This is a genomic window from Candidatus Solirubrobacter pratensis (assembly GCF_000425945.1).
Classification (GTDB): domain Bacteria; phylum Actinomycetota; class Thermoleophilia; order Solirubrobacterales; family Solirubrobacteraceae; genus Solirubrobacter; species Solirubrobacter pratensis.
This window is the reverse complement of the sequence record NZ_AUEK01000006.1, coordinates 520,465-540,974: the sequence shown is the minus strand read 5'-3', so window position 1 is coordinate 540,974 and position 20,510 is coordinate 520,465. Positions and strand designations below refer to the sequence as shown.

The window sequence follows — 20,510 nt, the reverse complement described above, 5'->3', positions numbered from 1 at the left end:
GTCGCCGCGATGGGCGGGATTCGTGCGCTGGTGGCCGCGCTCGCGGTGCTCGTCGCCCTTCCGGCGGCGGCACGCGCCGACACGCCGGTGACGAGCCTGCGGCCATGGGCGGCCGGCAACACGTATCGCGTCGAGGAGGACGTCGACGGACGCGCACAGCCGACGGTCGAGCCGCGCACCGTCGTCGACTACCTGCGCGCCGGCCAGTGGGTGAGGATCGAGTGCCAGGCGCCCGGCGAGGAGGCGTACGGCAGCGCGATCTGGGATCGGGTCGGGGGGCTCTACGTCCCCGACCACTACGTCAAGACGTACACGACCGGCTTCCTCCAGGGGGTCCCGCGCTGCGACGCCGCGCCCGCCCCGCCGCCGGACGCGGACGGCGACGGCTTCCCGGCCGGGCAGGACTGCAACGACCTCGACGCCGCGATCCATCCGGGCGCGATCGAGCAGCCCGGCAACACGGTCGACGAGAACTGCGACGGCATCCGCGCGGACTTCCCGCAGCTCACCGCCAACGTCTCCTCCGGCTGGACCGTGCGCGGGAAGCGGGTGACGATCGACCGGCTGCTGATCACCAGCGGGCGCGACGACATGGCGGTCGAGTTCCGCTGCTCCGGCCGCGGCTGCCCGGTCAAGCGCCGCGACGGCGCCCGCCCGCGCGGCGGGCGCGTGAACGTGCTCGACGCGATCGAGCGCTACCGCCGCCGCTTCCGCGCGGGGCAGATGCTCGAGGTGCGCGTGACCTCGCCGGCGCGCATGGGCAAGGTGGTGCGCTACCGGCTCGTGCGCGGCAAGACGCCGGTCGGCACGACGCTGTGCCTGGCGCCCGGCGCGAAGACGCCGCGCCGCTGCCCCTAGGCCCTGTTCGGTGCCGCACCGGCGCCTGCCACAGCTTGCCTGAGCGGGCGCCCGGAGGGACGCTAGCCCGGCATCGCCTCCTGCTCGCGGGGCTCGTTCGAGTACTGCCCGGCCGGCTCGAGGAACCCGCGCAGCTGCTCGCGCAGCTCCGGCGTGTCCTCGTGCCCGTGCACCGAGGCGGCATGCTCAGCGGCCGCGCGAACGACCTCGTCCTCCTCGCCGATGATCGTGAGCGAGCAGTTGGACTCGCTGGGGAAGCGACGGCAGTCGGCCATCATCCTCGCCATGGCGGTACCTCCTTGGTCGCCCCGATTCTCTGCCTCGGGCGCGCGCGAGTCAACCCGCGGGTCCCGTCCCCGCGCGAAGCGGGGACGGGACCGGACGGATCGCGTTACGGCGTCGTGGTCGACAGCGTGAACGTCAGGGTCTTGGCGTAGGACCCGGTGCGCAGGGCGTCGGTGGCGCCGACGTCCTGGCTGAACGTGACCGCGACCCCGTCGTTGCTGACCGGTGCCGTGTAGGTCAGCAGGTTGAGCGGCGTGCCGGAGACGGCGCCGCCGGGCGCGCCGGTGCCCGCCGGGCTCGTCGCCGACGCCTTGAGCGCCGACGGCAGCGCGAACGCGCCGTTGACGAGGTGTCCCGGAGCGGTCGTGCTCGGATCGGCGACGCTGAGCGTCGCGTCGCCGGCCGTGGAGATCACCGTCGCGGTCATGCCCGCGGTGTAGGTGCTCGCGACGCCCGGGGCGAACGCGCCGAAGCTCGCCGGCGCGCCCAGCGACAGGCTCAGCGTCGCCGGGACCGTCCCGCCGACGCCGTTCGTGCAGCCGCCGGCGGAGTTGTAGAAGCTCGTCCCGTTGAGGCCGGGACCCGTGATCGACGGCTTGTTGACGCCGCCGCCCGGCGGGTAGGCGGTGTCCCACCACTGCTTGAAGAACTCGTCGAGCCGGGCCGAGCAGTCGGCCGACTGGTTCGGCATGAACTTGTGGAACTCGGCCTCCCACTGTGCCTCGGTGATCGAGCCGCCGCCGTAGTTCTTCTGGGCGTCCTGGAGGACCTTGGTGTAGTTGTCCTTGCCGAGGATCGCGCGCAGCGCGACGTAGGAGATGCCCGGGCGGGTGTACGTGTTCGAGTTGCCGAACAGGTTCGCCGAGGTCGGGTTGGACGGCGCGACGGTCCAGTACGTGCTCGAGGTCGTGCGGTACTGCGCGTTGAACGAGTTCGCGATGCTCGCCTCGAAGGCCGCGTCGCCCGCCGGCGTGCCCTGGCCGCCGGCCGCCTTGGCGGCGATCAGCCCGGTGTTGAAGTACTCCGCCGTGGTCGCCTGGCCCTCCTTGAAGAACGTGTACCGGTGGTCGGAGTAGGAGACGTTGTCCCCCCACCACTGGTGCATGTTCTCGTGCGCGAACGTGCCCACGTTCGTGCCCTGGTTGCCGCCGATCGTGCCGCCGACGAACACGATCTTCGTCTGCATCTCCTCCTCGAAGCTCGCGTTCGGCAGCGCGACGACGATGCCGTCGGCGTTGAACGGGAACGGCCCGTTGAACTGCTCCTGGAAGTGCGTGATGTCTTCCTGCTGGTCCATCGCGACCTTGTTGAGCGCCTTGCGCGCGGGCGCGATGGCCGAGTCCTGCGCCTCGAAGTAGACGACGCCGTTCGCGCCGACGCGCTCGTTCCAGTCGAAGCTGCCGATGCTGTTCTCGACGAGGTACGCCGCGACCGGCTCCGAGGACTTCCAGTGCCAGCTCGTCGAGCCGCCAGGGAAGTTCGCGTCCGGCGCGTTGTCGCCGTTGCTGATCAGGCGCCCGTTGCCGATCGCGACCTTGCCCTTGGTGACCGTGTCATAGACGTCGTACGTCGGCTTCACGCGGGTGTGGTCGTTGAGCGGCATCCAGGCCATCGTGCCCAGCGGCTCGGAGGTGACCATCGCGCCCTCGCCGCCCGGCGTGGCGTTGCGGAACCAGCCCTCGGAGCGGCCGTCGCCCTGCGCGCGGATGCCGGGCCGGCCCGTGTAGCTCACCGTCACCGTGAAGTCGGTGCCGCTCGGGATCGGCGCCGACGGCGTGACCACCAGCTTGGTGGCCGGGCACGGCTGGTCCAGGCCCGCGGTGCCCGACACCGACGGCGCGCAGGCCGGCGGGTTCGGGTTGGTCGCGCTGATCGGGATGTTGAGCCCGGAGCGGTGCGCCAGCGGATCGGGATCGTCCTGGCCCTTCGGGTCGCCCGGATAGGTCGGCTGGACGAGCTTGAACGTCGCCGGCTGGCCGTTGACGGCCACCGACGAGACGGTCATGTCGGTGCCGGGCGCGCCGCCGATCGTGAGCCCGTTGTGGGCGTCGAAGTCGAGGCTGAAGTCGCTCAGGCACTGCGACGAGCGCTGCTGCAGGTCGACGTGCGTGCCGGGCAGCAGCAGGTTGGCGATCGCGTCGTACACCGTGTAGATGTCGGTGTGGATGCTCTTGTAGCCGCCGTTGCCGGCCTCGGGATAGACGCGCTCGCCGGGCGCGGCCAGCGTGTGCGCGCCCGAGGTGCAGTCCTCGGCCGCGGCCTTGGCGCCGCTGCGCAGCGCGGGCAGCTGGACCTTCGGGCCGCGGATCGCGGTCCCGCCCTTGATCAGCACGTCGGCGTCCGAGGTCGCGCAGCCGAGCTCGCCCGCTCCGGTGCCCGACGGCGTGCAGGCGGACAGGTAGTAGTTCCCGCGGCTCAGGCGGGACGGGAGCTTGACGGCGACGCGATAGGCCGCCGCGCCGTTGGCGCCGACCCGCACCGCGGTGCTGCCGACCGCCGGCGCCTTCGTCCCGTAGCGCATGATCCGCACCGTGACTGTCGCGGTCGTCGCGCGGCTCGTCCGGTTCAGGACCGTGCCCGTCAGCGTCCCCGCCGTCGCGCCCCCCTTCAGCGAGCTGACCGTGGAGACGGAGACCCCGGGCGCGGCTAACGCCGGTCCCGCCGCCAGTCCCGACAAAGCAAGCGTGAGCAGTGCCGCGCCCGTGGCGCGCACCTTCCGACCCTCCATATGCAACCCCCTCTTGCGGGCACGGCGTGCCCAGACCCAGAAGCGCGCCACGCTGCAAGAAACCGGATGGGACGACGATGAGAAACGGGCCCGTCGCCGCGAACCGGCCGTGGAGATCGGTCAACGCGCCGCAGCTCGCCGCGGGGCGGCGAGCCGGCCGCGAAGCATGGCTACGTGAGCGCCGAGAGCTCCCGGTAGAGCGCGCGCGCCGCCTCGGCGCCCTGGTCGAGGCCGGCGAGGCGGTAGGACTCGTCGGGCGAGTGGATCCGGTCGTCGGGCAGCGCGAAGCCGCCGACGATCGCCGGGATGCCGCGCTGACCGAACGCCGCGAGGATCGGCAGCGTGCCGCCGGAGCGCACGAGCGCGGGCTCGCCGAGCGCGCGCCGCGCGGCCTGCAGCGCCGGCAGCGCCGGATCGAAGCGCGAGGGCTCGGCGCCGTCGTACTTGAAGCTCAGCTCCGCGCCGGCGGGCAGCGCGTCGCGCAAAAGCCGCTCCAGCGCGGCCCCGATCTCGGCGCTCGACTGCCCGGCGGCGAGCCGGACCGAGACCGTCGCGCGGGCCAGCTCCGGCACGATCGTGCGGACCTCGCCGCCGGCGATCATGTTGACGTCGATCGACGGCTCGGCGCCGGTGCGCGTCCAGAACTGCGCCTCGGCGGTCGCGTCGGAGGGGCGCGCGCCGACCTCCGCCAGCGACGCCCTGCCGTCCGGCAGCGCGCCCCAGCCCGCGACCTCCTCGGCGGCGGGCGGGATCAGCCCCGCGCGCAGGGGCTCGGGCAGGCGCCCGTCCGGCCCCGGCAGCACGGCGCCGAGCGCGGCGTGCAGCGCGTGGAAGGCGTTCAGCGCCGCCCCGCCGTACATGCCCGAGTGCACCGGCCGCGCGCCGGTGCGGACCTCGACGTTCGCGAACACCATGCCGCGCGTCGCGAGCGTGAGCGCGGGCGTGTCGGCGTCGACCATGCCGGAGTCGAAGACGATCGCCGCATCCGCGCCGCGCTCGTCGGCCAGCACCCACTGGTAGACGTCGTCGGAGCCGGTCTCCTCGGCGCCCTCGACCAGCACGCGCACGTGCAGCGGCAGCTCGCCCGCCGCGGCCAGCTCGCAGGCGGCGTAGAGCGTCGGGAAGAAGTTGCCCTTGTCGTCGGACGCGCCGCGGGCGTACAGGCGCCCGTCGCGGATCGTCGGATCGAACGGTGGCGACGTCCACTTCGACAGATCGCCCGGATCCTGGACGTCGTAGTGGCCGTAGATCAGGACGGTCGGAGCGTTCACGCGCTCGCTGCGCAGCTCGCCGACCACCAGCGGCGCGCCGCCGGGCGTCGGCACGAGCTCGGCCGTCCCGCCGGCGCGGCGCACCTTCTCGGCCGCCCACTCCGCCGCGGCGGCCAGCGCCGCCTCGTCGCGCGCGCCTGCCGAGACCGACGGGATCCGGAGCCACTCGACCAGCTCCTCGAGCAGACTCATCGCGACACCTCGGGGAGTTTCGCCCGCAGGGCGAACACTCCCGGCGAAACGAGCCCAAAGGGCGAGGCTTCGCCGCTCATGCGATGACCGCGATGGTGTCGCCGGCCGTCACGGAGCCGCCTTCCTTGATCGGCAGCTCCTTGATCGTGCCGGCCTTGTGCGCCGTGATCTCGTTCTCCATCTTCATGGCCTCGATGATGGCGATCAGCGCGCCCTCCTCGACCTCGGCGCCCTGCTCGACCAGCACCTTGAAGACGTTGCCCTGCAGCGGGCTGACGAGCGTGTCGCCGCCGCCCCCGCCAGGCGCCCGGCGCGCCTCGCGCTTGGGCGCGGGACGGGTGTTGTCGGTGCCCGCCGCCGGAGCCGGCGCGCCGGCCGCCTCGCCGTGCACCTTGACCTCGAAGCGCTTGCCGCTCACCTCGACGACGTAGTCGCGCTCGATCAGCTCCGGCGCGTCGCCGTCCTGCTTCTCGACCTTGGGGAACGCGAGCTGCTTGAGCCACGAGCGGTCCTCGATCAGGTCGCGGCAGGTCTCGCCCTTGGCCCACTGCTCGGACGCCATGATCGCCTTGTGGAAGGGGATCAGCGTCTTCAGGCCCTCGATCTCGAACTCTTCCAGCGCGCGCGACATCCGCCGCGTCGCCTTCTCGCGGTCGGCGTCCCAGACGATCAGCTTGGCGACCATCGGGTCATACAGCGGCGTGATCTCCGAGCCCGTCAGCACGCCGGAGTCCACGCGCACGCCGGGGCCGGACGGCTCGCGGTAGTGCGCGATCCTCCCCGGCGCGGGCGCGAAGTTCTTCGCCGCGTCCTCGGCGTTGATGCGGCACTCGATCGCGTGCCCGTGCCAGCGGATGTCGTCCTGGCCGAACGCCATCGGCTCGCCGGCGGCGATCAGGATCTGCTCGCGCACGATGTCCACGCCGGTGACCGCCTCGGTCACGCAGTGCTCGACCTGCACGCGCGTGTTCATCTCGAGGAAGTAGTACTCGCCGTCCTGCAGCAGGCCCTCGATCGTCCCCGCCCCGCGGTAGTCGACCGCGCGCGCCGCGTCGACGGCGATCCTGCCGATCTTCGCGCGCAGCTCGTCGTCCACGAGCGGCGCCGGCGACTCCTCGATCAGCTTCTGGTGGCGGCGCTGGATCGAGCAGTCGCGCTCGCCGAGGTGCACCACGCCGCCGTGCGCGTCGGCCAGCACCTGCACCTCGACGTGCCGCGGGTCCGGGAGGTAGCGCTCGAGGTACACCGTGGCGTCCGAGAAGAACTTCTCGCCCTCGCGCGCCGCGCCCTCGAACGCCTCCTTGAGCTTGTCCGCCTCCAGCGCGACGCGGAAGCCCTTCCCGCCGCCGCCGCCCGCCGCCTTGACGGCGACCGGGTAGCCGATCTCCTCCGCGATCCTCGCGGCGTCCTCGACCGTCTCCACCGGCTCCGTCGTCCCGGGGACGATCGGCACGCCGGCCCCCTGCATCAGCTCGCGCGCGCGGGTCTTGGAGCCCATCGCCTCGATCGCCGAGGCGGGCGGCCCGATGAACGTGACGCCGGCCTCCTCGAGCGCGCGCGCGAACGCGGCGTTCTCGGCGAGGAAGCCGTAGCCGGGGTGGACCGCCTCGGCGCCGGAGCGCTCGAGCACCTCGAGCAGCTTGTCGATCTTGAGGTAGGACTCGGCGGCCGGACCCGGCCCGAGCAGGTAGGCCTCGCCTGCGCGCTTGACGTGCTGCGCGTCGCGATCGGCCTCCGAGTAGACGGCGACGGACGCGATCCCGAGCTCATCGAGCGCGCGGATGACGCGGACGGCGATCTCGCCGCGATTTGCGACCAGCACCTTTGCGAACATCAGGCCGCGGCATGCTAGCTCGTGATCGCATCATCCTCGTCAGGCACGGGGAATCGACCTACAACGCGGAGGCCCGGCTGCAAGGCCAGGCCGATCCGCCCCTCACCGATCTCGGCCGCCAGGAGGCGACCGCGCTCGCGCACGCCCTCGACGGCGTCGCGCCCGACCGGGTGATCGCGTCGGACCTGATCCGCGCGCAGGAGACCGCCGCGCTGCTCGGGCACCCGGAGGCGCCGACCGACCGGCGGCTGCGCGAGATCGACGTCGGCGAGTGGCAGGGACGGCCGATCTCTGACTTCCCGTCCGGCTCGGAGCCGAGCTGGCGCGGCGGCCCGCTCACGCCGCCCGGCGGCGAGACGTGGGCGCAGCTGGTGGAGCGCGTCGGCGTCGTGGTCGACGAGCTGCTCGCCGCGGGCGGGCGCTGGCTGGTCGTCGCGCACGGCGGCGTGGTGCGGGCCGCGGTGGTCCACCTCACCGGCGTCGACTCGCGGCGGCTCGCCGGGCCGGCGAACTGCAGCGCGACCGTCGTCGCCCGCCACCGGCTGCTCGCGTACGCCTGGACGCCGCAACTGTCAGTCAGCTGACCGCAAGTTCTCCGCGAGGGCGGCGTTTGGTGCTCTACGCCGCCCTCATCCTGGGGCCTTCGAGGGGGTGGCAGCTGAGCGAAAGCTCAGTCCGAGCGGGAACCGGCCGGCCGGCACAATGGGGCCGCCGTGCCGGCCGGTTACCCCGTGAATCCCCACGGGTCGCGGTTCACGCCCTCCAGCAGCGCCGCGCGGATCCACGGGCTCGGCCGCCTCGCGGGCGGCGCGGGCGGCGGCGCGGTGTCGCGCATGAAGCGCTCGACGGCCGCGATCACCGCGGCCGCCTCCTCGGGCGAAGCGCTGCTCCCGCGCAGCTCCAGACGCGGGCGGCGGTTCATGCCGGCGGCCCGTTGACGCCCTTGATCGACGCCTGCCCGCGCGCCACGGAGTAGGTGAACCCGAGGCTCGGGAGCGCCGCGCGCGAGCGCTTCTTGATCGTCGGCACGCGCTTGAGGGTGACGTCGAAGCTCGTCTGCGTCGCGGTCACCAGGCCGTAGCCGTGGTGGTCGAAGTCGGCCTGGTCGACCCATGGGTTCAGGCCGCGCAGCGCGTCGATGACGGCCGGCGGCGTCGCCGGCCTGCGGTCGTTGCCCTTGAGCACGTTCCCGCCGCCGAGGTCGAGGTCGGTCTCGCCGAGGCCCTGCGAGGTGATCGAGCCGCCGACGAACTCGAGCGCCACGGTCTGGCCGGTGCTGTCGGCGGTGCGCACGTCGCCCGCGAAGAACGTGTGGATGTCGCCGGTGACGAAGACCACGTCCCTGATGCCCTTGGCCTGGATGTGGGCCAGCAGCTCCTCGCGCTCGGCGTGGTAGCCCTGCCAGGAGTCGAAGCTGAGGTAGGTGGCCGGGCCCACCTTCGTGTTCATCATCATCACCTCGTTGCCGATCACCTTCCAGGCCGCCTGCGAGGACTGCAGCCGCTGCTTGGCCCAGGCCATCTGCGTGCCGCCGAGGAACGGCCGCGGGGCGGCGAAGTCGGCGCACGCCGGGCCGGCCGTCGCGTCCCCGCACGGCTGATCGGCCCGGTACTGGCGCTGGTCGAGCATGATCAGGTCGACGGTCTTGCCGAACGTGAGGTCGCGGTAGATGCGGCTCGATCCCTGCGGGAAGAACGGCATCGCCTCGAAGAAGGCCTTGTAGGCGGCCTTGCGGCGCGCGGCGCTGTAGTGCTTGTCAGGCGCCAAACCGCCGCGGGGAGCGGCGCCCGCGTAGTTGTCCTGCACCTCGTGGTCGTCCCAGATCGAGACGATCGGGAACCTCGCGTGCACGTCGCGCAGCGCCGCGTCGGAGCGGTACAGCGCGTACTTGTCGCGGTAGCCCGTGAGCGTCCGCGCCGTCTTGTCGTCGCGCACGCCCGTCCCGCCCTTGCGCGTGTGGTAGGCCTCGGCATAGATGTAGTCGCCGAGGTTGACGACGAAGTCGACGTCCTCGCGCGCCATCAGCTCGTAGGCGTTGTAGTAGCCGTGCGTGTAGTCGGCGCAGGAGAAGAACGCGAACCGCACCGGCTGCGTGGAGTCCGCCGGCAGCGCCGTCTGGAAGCGGCCCACCGGCGAGTGCTTGTCACGTGTCTCGAAGCGGTAGAAGTAGCGCTCGTGCGGCTTGAGGCCCTTCAGCCGCGCCTTCACCGAGTGGTTGCGCGCCCCGCTCGTGGCGATCGACCTGCTCGCCACGACCCTGCGGAAGTCCCGGTCGGTGGCGACCTCCAGCCGCACCGAGCCCGCGCCCGCGACGTCGTCGAGCAGCGTCAGCAGCGTGATGCCGTTCGGCGTCGGATCGCCGGACAGCACACCCTGCGAGAACGTGCCGCCCCGCAGCAGCGCGGACGCTCGCGCCCGCGGCGACGCGACGGCGGTGAGCGCCGTCTGAGGCGCGAGCACGGCGACGGCGCTTGCGGCGCCCGAGCGGCGAAGCAGCTGGCGGCGGGTGAGCATGAGCGCGAGAGTACCGGGCACGATGATCGTGTTCGGCGGTCCCGAGGAGCCCGAGCGGCGCTCGCCGCGCCGGCTCGTCCGGCGGCGGTCGAGCGGCACGGCCGGGGCGAGCCGGTGCCCTGGTCTAGCCCTTGGTGAGCGTCGCCGGCGGCCCCGCGAGGTGGACGGCGTCCCCCGTGGCGACGTCGGGCACCGTGAACACCGGCGTCACCGTGATCGGGCCGCTCGCGAGCGGGCCTAGGTCGAGCGTCGCGCTCCACTTGCCGTCCGCATCCGGCGCGACGTGGACGGCATCGGTCGTCGCCGACCCGTCGGTGGCGGTCAGCGACACGCCTGTGGCGAGCTTCTGCGCGACGCCGGAGGTCGTTGCCGAGGCGCCGCTGGCGCCGTCCGGCAGCCCGGTGATCTCGTTGCGCGCCCACGGCGCGAGGCTCGCGCACGCCGGGACCGCTCCGGGCCTCGCTCCCGAGAACGGAGCGCCGACCGTCACGGTCGTGGTCCACGCCGAGCCGAACAGCCCCGTGGCGGCGAAGACGAGCTTGTCGCCCTGCAGCAGGTCCGGCGTCACCGGCGACTGAAGCGCGCCCTTCTGCCAGCAGTCCCCGGCCGGTCGCATGAACGACGCGCCGGTCGTGTTGACCGTGAAGGAGGAGAACGGCGACGCCCCGGCGACGAACCTGCCGATCGAGACGGGCCTGCCGGTCAGCGCGTCCGGACGCGTCGCCGTCAGCGTCGTATGCCCCGACGGCAGCCCGGTCGCGATGACTGAGTCGCCGAGGACCGTCACCACCGGACGCATCGGGAAGGCCGCTATCGCCGCGTGGGCGGCCGAGGGGACGGCGAGCCCGCACGCGATGAGCAGCCCCGTGCCCAGCGCGAGCGCGCGTCCATGAGGGGATCGATGCATCGCTTCACCTGCGCATCGTCGGATTCCGAGGCTCAAATCTCCGCCCGCGCCAGGCTCGCGCACACTGTGCTCACGGCCGGCTGGGGCGGGTCTAATGAACCCGACCGGCGCGTATAGCAAGATGTCTGACCATGACGTACCACTTTCGGGTAAGCCCCGCCGGCGCAGCGCTGCTGGACGACGGGATGGCGGCCTGGTCAGCTGGCCTGAACGGACTGGCGGAGTACTGGCGCGCTGCGGCGCGCCGCGGAGCGACCCCCGCGAGCGTCGCGCATGACGGCGCACGCTGGTGGTCGGCGACGACGCGGCGCCGCAGGCCCGGCTGGTCGCTGCCCAACCAGGTCGTGCTCGAGACGCCGATCGCGCGCCTGCGCGACTTCTCGCTGGGCGCGGGGGAAGGCGTCGTGCCGACGCTCGTGCTCCCACCCCAGGCCGGGCACGACTCGTGCATCGTCGACTACGCGCCCGCCCAGAGCCAGATCGGCGAGATCCGCGACGCCGGGCTCGAGCGCGTGCTGGCGCTGGACTGGAAGGGCGCCACGCAGGCGACCAAGGACGCGACGGTCGAGGACTACGTCGCGGTGCTCGATCGCGCGGTGGAGCTCGCCGGCGGTCGCGTGAACCTCGTCGGCGACTGCCAGGGCGGCTGGCTGGCCACGCTGTGGGCGGCGTTGCGTCCCGACGCGGTGAACACGCTGACGATCGCCGGCGCCCCGATCGACTTCCGCGCCGGCGACGGCGCGATCGCCAAATGGGTCGACGCCTGCACGCCGCATGGCTCGATGGCGTTCTACGAGGGGCTCGTCGCCTCCGGCGGCGGCGTGCTGCGCGGCGAGCATATGCTCCACGGCTTCGTCCTGATCGGTCCCCAGAACGAGGTCGGGCGCCAGTTCCGGCTGCTCGCGCAGATCCACGACGAGACGGCCGTCGAGCGCTATCGCCAGTTCGAGGACTGGTTCAAGTACACACAGGACATCCCGGGCGCCTTCTTCCTCTGGATCGTCGAGAAGCTCTTCCACGACAACCGGTTGATCACCGGCCGCCTGGAGGTCGGCGGCGAGCGCGTCGACCTGCGCAAGATCGACTGCCCGCTGTTCCTGCTGGCGGGCGAGCGCGACCACATCACGCCGCCGGAGCAGGTGTGGGCGCTCGACGGCGCGACGTCGACCCCGCCGGAGCAGGTCGCGCGCCGGCTCTGCGGCGCCGGCCACCTCGGGCTGTTCATGGGCCGCGAGGCGCTGCGCGAGCATTGGCGGCCGATGATGCGCGACGTCGCCGCGCTCTCCTGACGCTTCACGGCGCGGCGTAGCCGGCCTGGCGCGTCAGCTCGTGCTGGATCGCGCGGAGCCGCTCGGCCGGAGGGCCGAGGCCGTCGAGCGTGTCGAGCTGCTGCTGCACGCGCTCAGGCCGCAGGTCGCCGAGCAGCGCGAGCGAGTAGGAGAGCATCAGGGCGTGGTGGTCGAGCGTCTCGCACACGATGCGGGCGGTGGCGCGCAGCTGCGGGTCGGCCGGCTGCGGGACGGCGGCGCGCAGGTCGCAGAAGCGGCTGATGAGCGCGCCGCCGGGGCGGGCGAGCTCCGCCAGCGACCGGCGCCGGCGGATGCCCTCCAGCAGGTCCTCCGCCAATCCCTGCAGCAGCACCGCCTGGTCGACGATCCGCCGCAGCGCGTCGCGCGGGTCCTCCGCGGCCCGGATCTCCACCTCCACTGCCCGCCGACGGTGCAAGAAGCCCAACGCGACCGCTCTCCTCTGACTGGACCGTAGCGCGCAGCGGCGGTCCGGTGACGGCGAAGGCGGCGGCCCATCGAGGGCGGCGCCGGGGCGCCGCCCTCCCAGGGCGTCAGTCCCCCTTGCGCGACGCCTGCGACCAGAGCAGCGTGCGGCTGTCGACCCCGCCCCGTGTGCTCGAGGCCGATCGGGTGGCCGCCGAAGCTGTGCCGATCTGGTTGAGCTTGACGATGTCGGGGCCTCTACAAGGACGTGAGTCCCGCGCGGTTCTCCCCCCGGGCGGAGCCTCCGGTATACCGGGATGAGGACGCCCGGATGCCGGACGACTACGGCGCATAGTCAGCATGGGACGTGGCCGGCCGTCGACCGGCGCTCGCGGATGCCTCGAGCAGATCCTCCGCGGGCCCTCCGGCGGCACGTAGGCGGCTAGCCTGGGTTCAGTGAGACGCGCGCCGGCCGTTCTGCTCGCGTTTGCCGCCCTCGTCCCGGCCGCCGCGGCGCGCGAGTCGCTCGAGCCCGGGCTCACGGAGCCGTTGCCCGCCCCCGATGCCGCGATCCCGCGCGACCCTGCGGCGCTGGCCTCCACGCTGACGGTCACGACCCGCCGGCTGCGCGCCGCGATCGACGGCTGGGACCCGGCCGCCGAGGTCCCTGACGACGTCACCTACCTCGCGCTCTATCAGCAGCGGATGCTCCGGCTCATGGGCTCGAGCCGGAGGCTCGGCGACGCGGCGCTGGCGCGCGTCGCCGAGGAGGTGCGCGGCGAGGCGCGCGACACCGTCGTCGCGCGGCGCCGGCTCGCGGCGATCCCGGCTTCGCCGGGCCGCGCGCCGCGTGTGAAGGTAGCGGCGGCAGCCCCCGCCGCCGTGCTCCGCTCCGCCTACGCCGAGGCGCAGCGCCGGTTCGGCGTCGACTGGTCGGTGCTGGCGGCCGTCAACTTCGTCGAGTCCGCGTTCGGACGCGTGCGCAGCGCCAGCGCGGCGGGCGCGCGCGGGCCGATGCAGTTCCTGCCCGCGACCTGGCGGCGCTACGGCATGGGCGGCGACATCGACGATCCGCACGACGCCATCCTCGGCGCGGCGAACCTGCTCGAGCACGCCGGCGCCCGGCGCGACCTCGACGGCGCGCTGTACGCCTACAACCACTCGACGGCCTACGTGGGCGCCGTGCGCCGCTTCGCCGCGCGCATGCGGGCCGACGAGCGCTCGTTCCTCGCGTACTACGCGTGGCAGGTGTACGTCGGCCCCCGGCGCGTCACCGGACCGGGCACGCCTCATCCTTAAGTCTGGTCATGCACCGACTCGCGGCCGGTGCAGGCGGCCCGGCGCGGTTCCACCATGATCCAATGACCGACGACCGACCTGCCCGCTCGCCCGCGCGGACCGTCGCCGGGGCCGTTGTCCTGGCGATCCTCCTGAACATGCTCCTCCGCGTCGTGCCGCTTCCAGCGATCGACCTGCCGTCGGTTGCGCTGCCCGGCTGGGCGCAAGAGATGCTGACGCTCAAGCACACGCTCCTGATGGGCTTCGTCCTGCTGATCGTGGTCGGCAAGAGCCGCGGCCAGCGCGCTTGACCGGCGCTTCATGCCTTTCGGTCGCGATCGCGGCTCGGCTGCACGCGCTTGGGCTCGCCCGGCATCTTCGGGTAGTCGGGCGGATACGGCATGTCGACGTCGCCCTGGCGCTCGTAGAGCTCCAGCAGCGGCTCGAGCGAGTGCGCGGCGTCGTCGATGCGCTCGTGCAGGTCGCCCACCTGGGCGAAGCGCGCCGGCATGCTCGCGACGGTGAAGTCCTCCGGTTGGACATCGGGCAGCTCGTCCCACGCCAGCGGGGCGGAGACGGTCGCGCCCGGCTTGGGCCGGATGCTGTAGGCCGAGGCGATCGTGCGGTCGCGGGCGTTCTGGTTGTAGTCGACGAACACGCGCGTGCCGCGCTCCTCCTTCCACCACTTCGTCGTGACCTCGCCGGGCCGGCGCCGTTCGAGCTCGCGCCCGAACGCGATCGCGGCGTGGCGGACGTCGGTGAACGTCCAGCGCGGCTCGATCCGCACGTAGATGTGCAGCCCGCGGCCGCCGGACGTCTTCGGGAAGCCGGTGAAGCCGAGCTCGTCCAGCAGCTCGCGGGCGGTCGCGGCGACGCGGACCGCGTCGGCGAAGTCGGTGCCGGGCTGGGGATCGAGGTCCAGCCGCAGCTCGTCGGGGTGGTCGACGTCGGTGCGCCGCACCGGCCACGGGTGGAACGTGATCGTCCCCATCTGCGCCGCCCAGCCGACGACCGCGATCTCCGTCGGGCAGATCTCGTCGGCGGAGCGGCCGGAGGGGAACTGGATCCGCACGGTCTCCAGGTACGGCGGCGCGCCCTTCGGGACGCGCTTCTGGAAGAACGCGTCGCCCCCGCTGCGCTGCTCGCGCGTGGACAGCACCATGCCCGGGTGCACGCCCTTGGGCCAGCGCTCGAGCGTGACCGGGCGCTCGCGCAGCGCGCGCATGATCCCCGGGCCGACGGCGAGGTAGTACTCGACCACCTGCAGCTTGGTGACCGGACCGGTGCGCTCGGTCGCCGGGAAGATCTCGCGCTCCGGGCTGGTGACGCGCAGCGCCTGCCCGCCCGCGTCGATCTCTACGGCGGTCGCCGGCATGAGCGCAAACCTACCGACGGTTCGCGCCGATGCCGAGCGACCCCTCGCCGGCCGTCGCGGCCGCTCGCGCGGGTCCCGGCGGCGGATCGTCGAGGAACTCCGCCGCGGGCACGAAGAACAGGTTCCCGGTGACGGCGGTCGAGAAGTCCAGGATGCGGTCGGTGGTGCCCGGCGGCTTGCCCAGGAACATGTTCGACAGCATCTCCTCGAGCACGTCGGGGGTGCGCGCGTAGCCGATGAAGTACGTGCCGAACTCCCCCGCGCCGACCCGGCCGAAGGGCATGTTGTACCGGACGATCTGGAGCTCCTCGCCGTCGGGGCCTTCGATCACCGTGAGCGCGATGTGCGAGTTGGGCGGCTTGACGTCGTCGGCCATCTCGATGTCGCTGAGCTTGGTGCGGCCCATCGCGCGCTCCTGCTCATCGACCGGCAGCGCATCCCAGGCCTCGAGGTCGTGCAGGTACTTCTGGATCAGGACGTAGCTGCCGCCGGCGAACGCCGCGTCCTCCTCGCCGATCACGACCGCGTCGAACGCGTCGGGGCCTTCGGGGTTCTCCGTGCCGTCGACGAAGCCCAGCAGGTCGCGCTGGTCGAACGAGCGGAAGCCGTGCACCTCGTCGATCACGCGCGCGACGCCGGACAGCCGCTCCACCAGGTGCTGCGCGAGCTCGAAGCACAGGTCCATCCGGTGCGCGCGGATGTGGAACAGCAGATCGCCAGGCGTCGACGGCGCGGTGTGCCGGTCGCCCTCGATCCCCAGGAACGGATGCAGCCCGGCCGGCCGGGGGCGGCCGAACAGGCGGTCCCACAGCTCGGCGCCGATGCCGGTGACGCAGCTGAGCTCCGCCTCGGGGATCCGGAAGCCGACCGAGCGGCGCAGTCCCTGGACGTCCGCCAGCACGTCGCGCACGTCATCGTCGGCCCCCTCCTCCACGAGCAGGACGAGGAAGATCGCGGCCTCGGTGAACGGCGTCAGGATCCGCTGCGGCTCAGCCTCGGGCACGGCGTCCAAGCCTAATCGAGCTTGCCGCCGCGGGCGTGCCGCGGATAGGGTCGGCCTCCAAGCCCAGCCCGGAGGTGCCCGCCGTGCGCTTCGCCCAGGCGCCAGCGCGGCAGCTGGCGGCGCGTGCTGACCCAGCGCCACGGCGCGAGCCTCTCGCGCGCCGGCTCGGACCTGCGCGAGAAGCAGGGCGCGCGCTCCCGAGCGATCCGCACTGCTTCCCCTCGCTGTCCAAGACGCGCGTGTGGCACTGGAACGGCACCCGCATCACCGCGACCCGCTGGGCGGTGAGCCCGCAGACGACGCTGCCGCAGTTCCTCTCGCCCGACCGCAAGATCTGGTGCTCGCTCACCGACCTCGTGGCCGTGCGCCGCGTGTGGTGCGGGATCGAGGGCTAGAGCGGGATGTTCCCGTGCTTTCGCTTCGGCCCGGGCTCGCGCTTGGTCAGCAGGGTCTCCAGCGCCGCGATGACCTTCGGCCGCGTCTCGTGCGGGATGATCACGTCGTCGACGTAGCCGCGCTCGGCCGCGGTGTAGGGGTTCGCGAACGTCGCCTTGTAGTCGTCGATCAGCTTCGCGCGGCGCTCGTCCGGCGTCGGTGAGGAGGCGATGTCGCGGCGGTGGATGATGTTCACCGCGCCCTCCGGCCCCATCACCGCGATCTCGGCCGTCGGCCAGGCGAAGTTGAAGTCGGCCATCAGGTGCTTGGACGCCATGACGTCGTAGGCGCCGCCGTACGCCTTGCGGGTGATGACGGTGATCTTCGGCACGGTCGCCTCGGCGTAGGCGTACAGCAGCTTGGCGCCGTGGCGGATGATGCCGCCCCACTCCTGCGAGGTGCCCGGGAGGAAGCCGGGGACGTCGACGAAGGTCAGGATCGGGATGTTGAACGCGTCGCAGAAGCGGACGAAGCGCGCGGCCTTGGCGGAGGCGTCGATGTCCAGCACGCCGGCCATCGCCTTCGGCTGGTTGCCGACCACCCCGATCGCGTAGCCGTTCAGCCGCGAGAACCCGACGACGATGTTGCGGGCGTAGTGCTCGTGGACCTCGAGGAACTCGCCGTCGTCGACCACGTAGCGGACGACGTCGCGGATGTCGTAGGGCTTGTTGGCGCTGTCGGGGACGATCCCGTCGAGCTCGGCGTCCTGGCGCGTCGGGTCGTCGGACGGCTGGACCCGCGGCACCGTCTCGAGGTTGTTCGACGGCAGGAAGCTGAACAGGTACCGCGCATCCTCGAGGCACTGGTCCTCGTCCTCGGCCGCGAAGTGCGCGACGCCGGACTTCGTCGAATGGCTCATCGCGCCGCCGAGCTCCTCGAACTCGACCTCCTCGCCCGTGACCGTCTTGATCACGTCGGGGCCGGTGATGAACATGTGCGAGGTCTCCTTGACCATGAACACGAAGTCCGTGATCGCGGGCGAGTAGACGGCGCCGCCCGCGCACGGGCCCATGATCAGCGAGATCTGCGGGATCACGCCCGACACCCGGACGTTGCGCAGGAACACGTCGCCGTACGCGCCGAGCGAGACGACGCCCTCCTGGATCCGCGCGCCACCCGAGTCGTTGATGCCGATCACGGGGCAGCCGATCTTGGCCGCCAGGTCCATGATCTTGCACATCTTCTCGGCCATCACCTCGCCGAGCGAGCCGCCGAAGACCGCGAAGTCCTGACTGAAGACGCACACGCGGCGGCCGTCGATCGTGCCGTGGCCGGTCACGACCGCGTCGCCCCACGGCCGGTTCTTCTGCATGTCGAACTCGGACGTGCGATGGCGGACGTAGGTGTCGAGCTCCTGGAACGAGCCCGGGTCGAGCAGCTTCTCGATCCGCTCGCGGGCCGTGTACTTGCCCTTCGCGTGTTGTTTCTCGACCGCCTTCTCGGAGGCGTGGTGCACGGCCGCGGTGCGCAGCTCCTCGAGCTGCGCGAGCCGCTCCGCGAATGTCTCAGGAGCTTTCTGCCGCATCAGCGACGACTTTAACGGCGCTTGGGCTTCGGCTTGAACGTCCAGGTCTGGCCGCCGGCGTCGCGCACCACGACGCGGAACGTCCGGCGCGCCGTGCGCACGGTCGTCGTGCGGGTCTTCGCGCGGCGGCCGTTGAGCGTCACGCGCTTGACCGCCGGGGCGTCGCGACCGCGGGTGACCCGCAGCGTGACGCGGCTCCCGCGGCGCGTCAGCGCGACCACCGGCGGGCAGCCGGCGACCTTCAGCGGCGCGCTGATCCTGACGATCGCGCCGCTGTGCGCCGCGATCGTCCCGCTGACCCTCTGCCGCGCGCCGTGGCAGGCGTCGCTCTGCAGGGTCAGCGGCGCCGCGCTCGTGAACGAGAGGTCGAAGCGCTCGAGCGGGACGTCGGGGATGCCGGCGAACACGTTGTGGATGCGCCTGTCGGCCCCGGGCGGGATGACCTTGCCGAACAGCGGCAGCGTCACAGGCCCGGTCAGCGTCAGCGACAGCCCCGGCAGGTCGCCGGCGTTCTGCGCCGCGAGCGTGACCGCGCTGGTGAGCGGCGCCGCGAGCAGCGGCGTCGTGGCCACGGCGGAGCCGATCCGCGAGCTTGCAGGGCAGGCGCCGGCGGCGAGCTTGGGCGCCTCGCAATAGTTGTTGAGCCGCTTGCCGGCGATGCCGATCGTCTTCGGCAGCGCCACGTCGGCGCTCGCCGTCGAGGCCTGCCCGTCGGGCACGGTGATCACGGCGTGCAGCGGCGCGGCGGCGCCCTTGCCGGTCTTCCCGCGCGCGCCGACCGTCGCCTCCAGGCGCGGCGCGAAGCGCAGTCCGGCGCAGTCGGTCGCCTGGTAGGGCGCCGCGACCGTCGCCTGCGAGCCGCCGGCGCCGTCGAGGATCGCCGTCACCTGCTGGGCGGCGCAGCTGGAGGCGTTGAGGATGAAGCCGGGGCGGTCGAGCGTCAGCGCGAGCTCCCGGATCGAGACCGGGACGCCGCCGACGAGCCGCGGCAGCGGCCGCGTGCGCACGGTCAGCCCGCCGTCGGCGCGCAGCGCGATGCCGGCGCGCACCACGACCGTGCCGAGATCGACGGGGCCGACCTTGCCCGGGATCGCGATCGCCAGGCCCGCCAGGCCGCCGTCGGTGGGGCCGGTGAGCGAGACGGTGCCGGCGAGCGTGACCGGCGCGGCGCCGCTTCCCGCGAGCGCGGTGACCGAGCCGACGCGGGTCTCGGCCGGGCAGCTGCCGGCATCGGCCGCGCCGTCGGCGCAGACCGGCACGCTCTTCAGGCTGCCGGCCAGTCCGGGCGGGAGCTGGGTGGTGACGCGGGAGATGTCCTCCGAGCCGTCCGGCCGCGAGACGTCGAGCGTGACGGCGCCGGCCGGCCGGCCCGCCGCGGTCGAGCCGGCCGCGACGCGCAGCGCGGGCGCGAAGGCGGGCGCGGTCGCGCAGCCGTCGATCGTGAAGCTCGCGGTCGCGGTCTTCGGCGCCGTCCCGCTCCACGGCGTCAGCAGCGCCGACACCGTCTTCGGCCCGCACGTCGGCGGGTTGGCGAGCACCGCGTGCGCGCCGCCCTGGAACGTCAGCGCGAAGGACGTGAACGGGACCTGCGGCAGGTTGTCGAACACGGTCGTGATCTGGCCGGTGGCGGGGTCCAGCCGCACGTCGCCCGCGAGCTTGACGCTCACGCCGCTGCCCGCCACGAGGATGTAGAGGCGGAAGCCGTCGCCGAAGTAGACCGTGCCGCCGAGCTTGCCGAGCAGCGGCGTGACGAAGCTGACGGCGCCGATCTCCGAGCCCGCCGGGCAACCGGCGCCGGCGAACTGCGCCGCGGTGCACGCCTCCAGCCCGTTCGCGACGCCCGGCGAGAGCGTCGTGCCCTGCGGCAGCACGATCTCGGCGCGGCGCACGTGCGACTGGCCGGCCGGGAGCGAGAGCGCGACCGTCGCGCCGCTGGGGACGACGCGCTGCGTGGTCTCCAGGCTGGCGCTGACCGACGGCGTGAACGGCACGCGATCGCAGCCGGTGGGCGTGAAGGAGGCCGTCTGCGGCGCGTTCGGCGGCGCCTCGATCGTCGTCGTCGCAGGGATGCACGACGTCGGCAGCGTCATGAACGAGCTGTCGAGCGTGAGGTCGAGCGCGCTGATGTCGAAGCCACCGTTCTGCAGCTGCGCGATCGTCGAGTCGAGGCCGCCGTCGGGTCGCAGGGTGATCGCCGCCTCGTTGCGGACGAGCGGGATCAGCCCGAGCAGCTCGATCGCGATGCCCAGGCGCGCCGGTTCGCCGGGCTCGGGCTCGAGGTTGTAGACGCCGCCGCTGAGCGGGCCGAGGACCGTCGTCGCCGACGCGTCGCCGACCCGCGACGGGCCGGGGCAGCTGCCCGTGCGGAACGTCTGCAGCGGGCAACGGGCAGCGGCGTTCGGATCGCCGACCAGACCGGGCGGCAGGTGCAGCGCGACGCTTGCAGGCGAGGTCGCGAAGTCCGCGTGGATGGCGACGTCGGCGGGCGCGCCCGCCTGCGTGGTCGAAGGCGTGACGCTGAAGTCGGCCTGCGCGGGCGCGGCGAAGGCGAAGAAGGCGGCGATGGCGACGAAGGTTCTCCTCACGCCGCGCA

General features: G+C 72.9%; 18 protein-coding genes. 6 read left to right on the top strand and 12 right to left on the bottom strand.

Annotation, left to right across the window (positions count from 1 at the left end; genetic code table 11):
* Positions 1–9: 9 nt before the first annotated feature.
* The gene (locus H958_RS35450) at positions 10–858 is read left to right on the top strand and encodes a putative metal-binding motif-containing protein (RefSeq protein ID WP_037409320.1); all 849 of its coding nucleotides are present in this window, start codon (positions 10–12) and stop codon (positions 856–858) included.
* 62 nt (positions 859–920) lie between these two features.
* On the opposite strand, the gene H958_RS35445 is transcribed toward H958_RS35450, so the two are convergent.
* The 4 genes from H958_RS35445 to H958_RS0106275 form a co-directional block, all read right to left on the bottom strand.
* Complete coding sequence (locus H958_RS35445) at positions 921–1,145, bottom strand: DUF1059 domain-containing protein (RefSeq protein ID WP_037409318.1); 225 nt, start codon at positions 1,143–1,145, stop codon at positions 921–923.
* A gap of 104 nt (positions 1,146–1,249) precedes the next feature.
* On the bottom strand, positions 1,250–3,871 hold the full coding sequence (locus tag H958_RS0106285; RefSeq protein ID WP_028058034.1) for a M1 family aminopeptidase: 2,622 nt from the start codon (positions 3,869–3,871) through the stop codon (positions 1,250–1,252).
* Positions 3,872–4,041: 170 nt separating this feature from the next.
* Positions 4,042–5,334: a M20/M25/M40 family metallo-hydrolase gene (locus H958_RS35440; RefSeq protein WP_051323899.1), complete on the bottom strand. Its 1,293-nt coding sequence runs from the start codon at positions 5,332–5,334 to the stop codon at positions 4,042–4,044.
* A 76-nt stretch (positions 5,335–5,410) separates the two neighbouring features.
* Positions 5,411–7,168, bottom strand: a complete 1,758-nt coding sequence (locus H958_RS0106275; protein WP_028058033.1) for an acetyl/propionyl/methylcrotonyl-CoA carboxylase subunit alpha — start codon at positions 7,166–7,168, stop codon at positions 5,411–5,413.
* A gap of 11 nt (positions 7,169–7,179) precedes the next feature.
* Between H958_RS0106275 and H958_RS0106270 the strand changes: the two genes are divergently transcribed.
* Positions 7,180–7,752: a histidine phosphatase family protein gene (locus tag H958_RS0106270; protein ID WP_028058032.1), complete on the top strand. Its 573-nt coding sequence runs from the start codon at positions 7,180–7,182 to the stop codon at positions 7,750–7,752.
* Between the two features lie 140 nt (positions 7,753–7,892).
* On the opposite strand, the gene H958_RS0106265 is transcribed toward H958_RS0106270, so the two are convergent.
* Genes H958_RS0106265 through H958_RS0106255 form a run of 3 tightly spaced genes read right to left on the bottom strand, consistent with a single transcriptional unit; the run spans position 7,893 to position 10,589 of the window.
* Positions 7,893–8,090, bottom strand: coding sequence for a hypothetical protein (locus tag H958_RS0106265; protein WP_028058031.1), 198 nt, complete (start codon positions 8,088–8,090; stop codon positions 7,893–7,895).
* Entirely contained in the window at positions 8,087–9,781 is a 1,695-nt protein-coding gene (locus H958_RS35435; protein ID WP_051323898.1) for an alkaline phosphatase D family protein, read from the bottom strand. Before H958_RS35435 ends, H958_RS0106265 begins: the two co-directional genes overlap by 4 nt.
* A 25-nt stretch (positions 9,782–9,806) precedes the next feature.
* Positions 9,807–10,589 (bottom strand): hypothetical protein, encoded by a 783-nt coding sequence (locus H958_RS0106255; RefSeq protein ID WP_028058030.1) that lies wholly within the window; start codon positions 10,587–10,589, stop codon positions 9,807–9,809.
* Positions 10,590–10,720: 131 nt separating this feature from the next.
* Between H958_RS0106255 and H958_RS0106250 the strand changes: the two genes are divergently transcribed.
* Complete coding sequence (locus H958_RS0106250; protein WP_081685654.1) at positions 10,721–11,878, top strand: alpha/beta fold hydrolase; 1,158 nt, start codon at positions 10,721–10,723, stop codon at positions 11,876–11,878.
* 4 nt (positions 11,879–11,882) lie between these two features.
* Here H958_RS0106250 and H958_RS0106245 read toward each other — a convergent pair whose 3' ends face one another.
* Entirely contained in the window at positions 11,883–12,296 is a 414-nt protein-coding gene (locus tag H958_RS0106245; RefSeq protein WP_028058028.1) for a hypothetical protein, read from the bottom strand.
* Between the two features lie 461 nt (positions 12,297–12,757).
* Between H958_RS0106245 and H958_RS35430 the strand changes: the two genes are divergently transcribed.
* Entirely contained in the window at positions 12,758–13,600 is an 843-nt protein-coding gene (locus H958_RS35430; RefSeq protein WP_051323896.1) for a lytic transglycosylase domain-containing protein, read from the top strand.
* A 62-nt stretch (positions 13,601–13,662) separates the two neighbouring features.
* Positions 13,663–13,890, top strand: a complete 228-nt coding sequence (locus H958_RS0106235; protein WP_028058027.1) for a hypothetical protein — start codon at positions 13,663–13,665, stop codon at positions 13,888–13,890.
* Between the two features lie 8 nt (positions 13,891–13,898).
* Here H958_RS0106235 and ligD read toward each other — a convergent pair whose 3' ends face one another.
* A complete protein-coding gene (gene ligD, locus H958_RS0106230) occupies positions 13,899–14,954 on the bottom strand; it encodes a non-homologous end-joining DNA ligase (protein ID WP_028058026.1) in 1,056 nt (351 codons plus the stop codon).
* Positions 14,955–14,964: 10 nt separating this feature from the next.
* Complete coding sequence (locus H958_RS0106225) at positions 14,965–15,957, bottom strand: Dyp-type peroxidase (RefSeq protein ID WP_028058025.1); 993 nt, start codon at positions 15,955–15,957, stop codon at positions 14,965–14,967.
* A gap of 239 nt (positions 15,958–16,196) precedes the next feature.
* Here H958_RS0106225 and H958_RS45955 point away from each other — a divergent pair, with 239 nt between their 5' ends.
* Positions 16,197–16,352: a hypothetical protein gene (locus H958_RS45955; RefSeq protein WP_156027734.1), complete on the top strand. Its 156-nt coding sequence runs from the start codon at positions 16,197–16,199 to the stop codon at positions 16,350–16,352.
* Here the strand turns inward: H958_RS45955 and H958_RS0106215 are convergent.
* Together H958_RS0106215 and H958_RS0106210 are read right to left on the bottom strand one after the other, a co-directional pair.
* Positions 16,349–17,917, bottom strand: a complete 1,569-nt coding sequence (locus tag H958_RS0106215; RefSeq protein ID WP_028058024.1) for an acyl-CoA carboxylase subunit beta — start codon at positions 17,915–17,917, stop codon at positions 16,349–16,351. The two genes, H958_RS45955 and H958_RS0106215, sit on opposite strands and share 4 nt — an antisense overlap.
* 11 nt (positions 17,918–17,928) lie before the next feature.
* Complete coding sequence (locus H958_RS0106210) at positions 17,929–20,502, bottom strand: hypothetical protein (protein ID WP_156027733.1); 2,574 nt, start codon at positions 20,500–20,502, stop codon at positions 17,929–17,931.
* Positions 20,503–20,510 lie beyond the last annotated feature (8 nt).

Coding starts and splice junctions, on each gene's coding strand:
- H958_RS35450 (WP_037409320.1), top strand. CDS start 10: ATGGGCGGGATTCGTGCGCTGGTGGCCGCGCTCGCGGTGCTCGTCGCC.
- H958_RS35445 (WP_037409318.1), bottom strand. CDS start 1,145: ATGGCGAGGATGATGGCCGACTGCCGTCGCTTCCCCAGCGAGTCCAAC.
- H958_RS0106285 (WP_028058034.1), bottom strand. CDS start 3,871: ATGGAGGGTCGGAAGGTGCGCGCCACGGGCGCGGCACTGCTCACGCTT.
- H958_RS35440 (WP_051323899.1), bottom strand. CDS start 5,334: ATGAGTCTGCTCGAGGAGCTGGTCGAGTGGCTCCGGATCCCGTCGGTC.
- H958_RS0106275 (WP_028058033.1), bottom strand. CDS start 7,168: ATGTTCGCAAAGGTGCTGGTCGCAAATCGCGGCGAGATCGCCGTCCGC.
- H958_RS0106270 (WP_028058032.1), top strand. CDS start 7,180: ATGCTAGCTCGTGATCGCATCATCCTCGTCAGGCACGGGGAATCGACC.
- H958_RS0106265 (WP_028058031.1), bottom strand. CDS start 8,090: ATGAACCGCCGCCCGCGTCTGGAGCTGCGCGGGAGCAGCGCTTCGCCC.
- H958_RS0106255 (WP_028058030.1), bottom strand. CDS start 10,589: ATGCATCGATCCCCTCATGGACGCGCGCTCGCGCTGGGCACGGGGCTG.
- H958_RS0106250 (WP_081685654.1), top strand. CDS start 10,721: ATGACGTACCACTTTCGGGTAAGCCCCGCCGGCGCAGCGCTGCTGGAC.
- H958_RS0106235 (WP_028058027.1), top strand. CDS start 13,663: ATGACCGACGACCGACCTGCCCGCTCGCCCGCGCGGACCGTCGCCGGG.
- ligD (WP_028058026.1), bottom strand. CDS start 14,954: ATGCCGGCGACCGCCGTAGAGATCGACGCGGGCGGGCAGGCGCTGCGC.
- H958_RS0106215 (WP_028058024.1), bottom strand. CDS start 17,917: ATGCGGCAGAAAGCTCCTGAGACATTCGCGGAGCGGCTCGCGCAGCTC.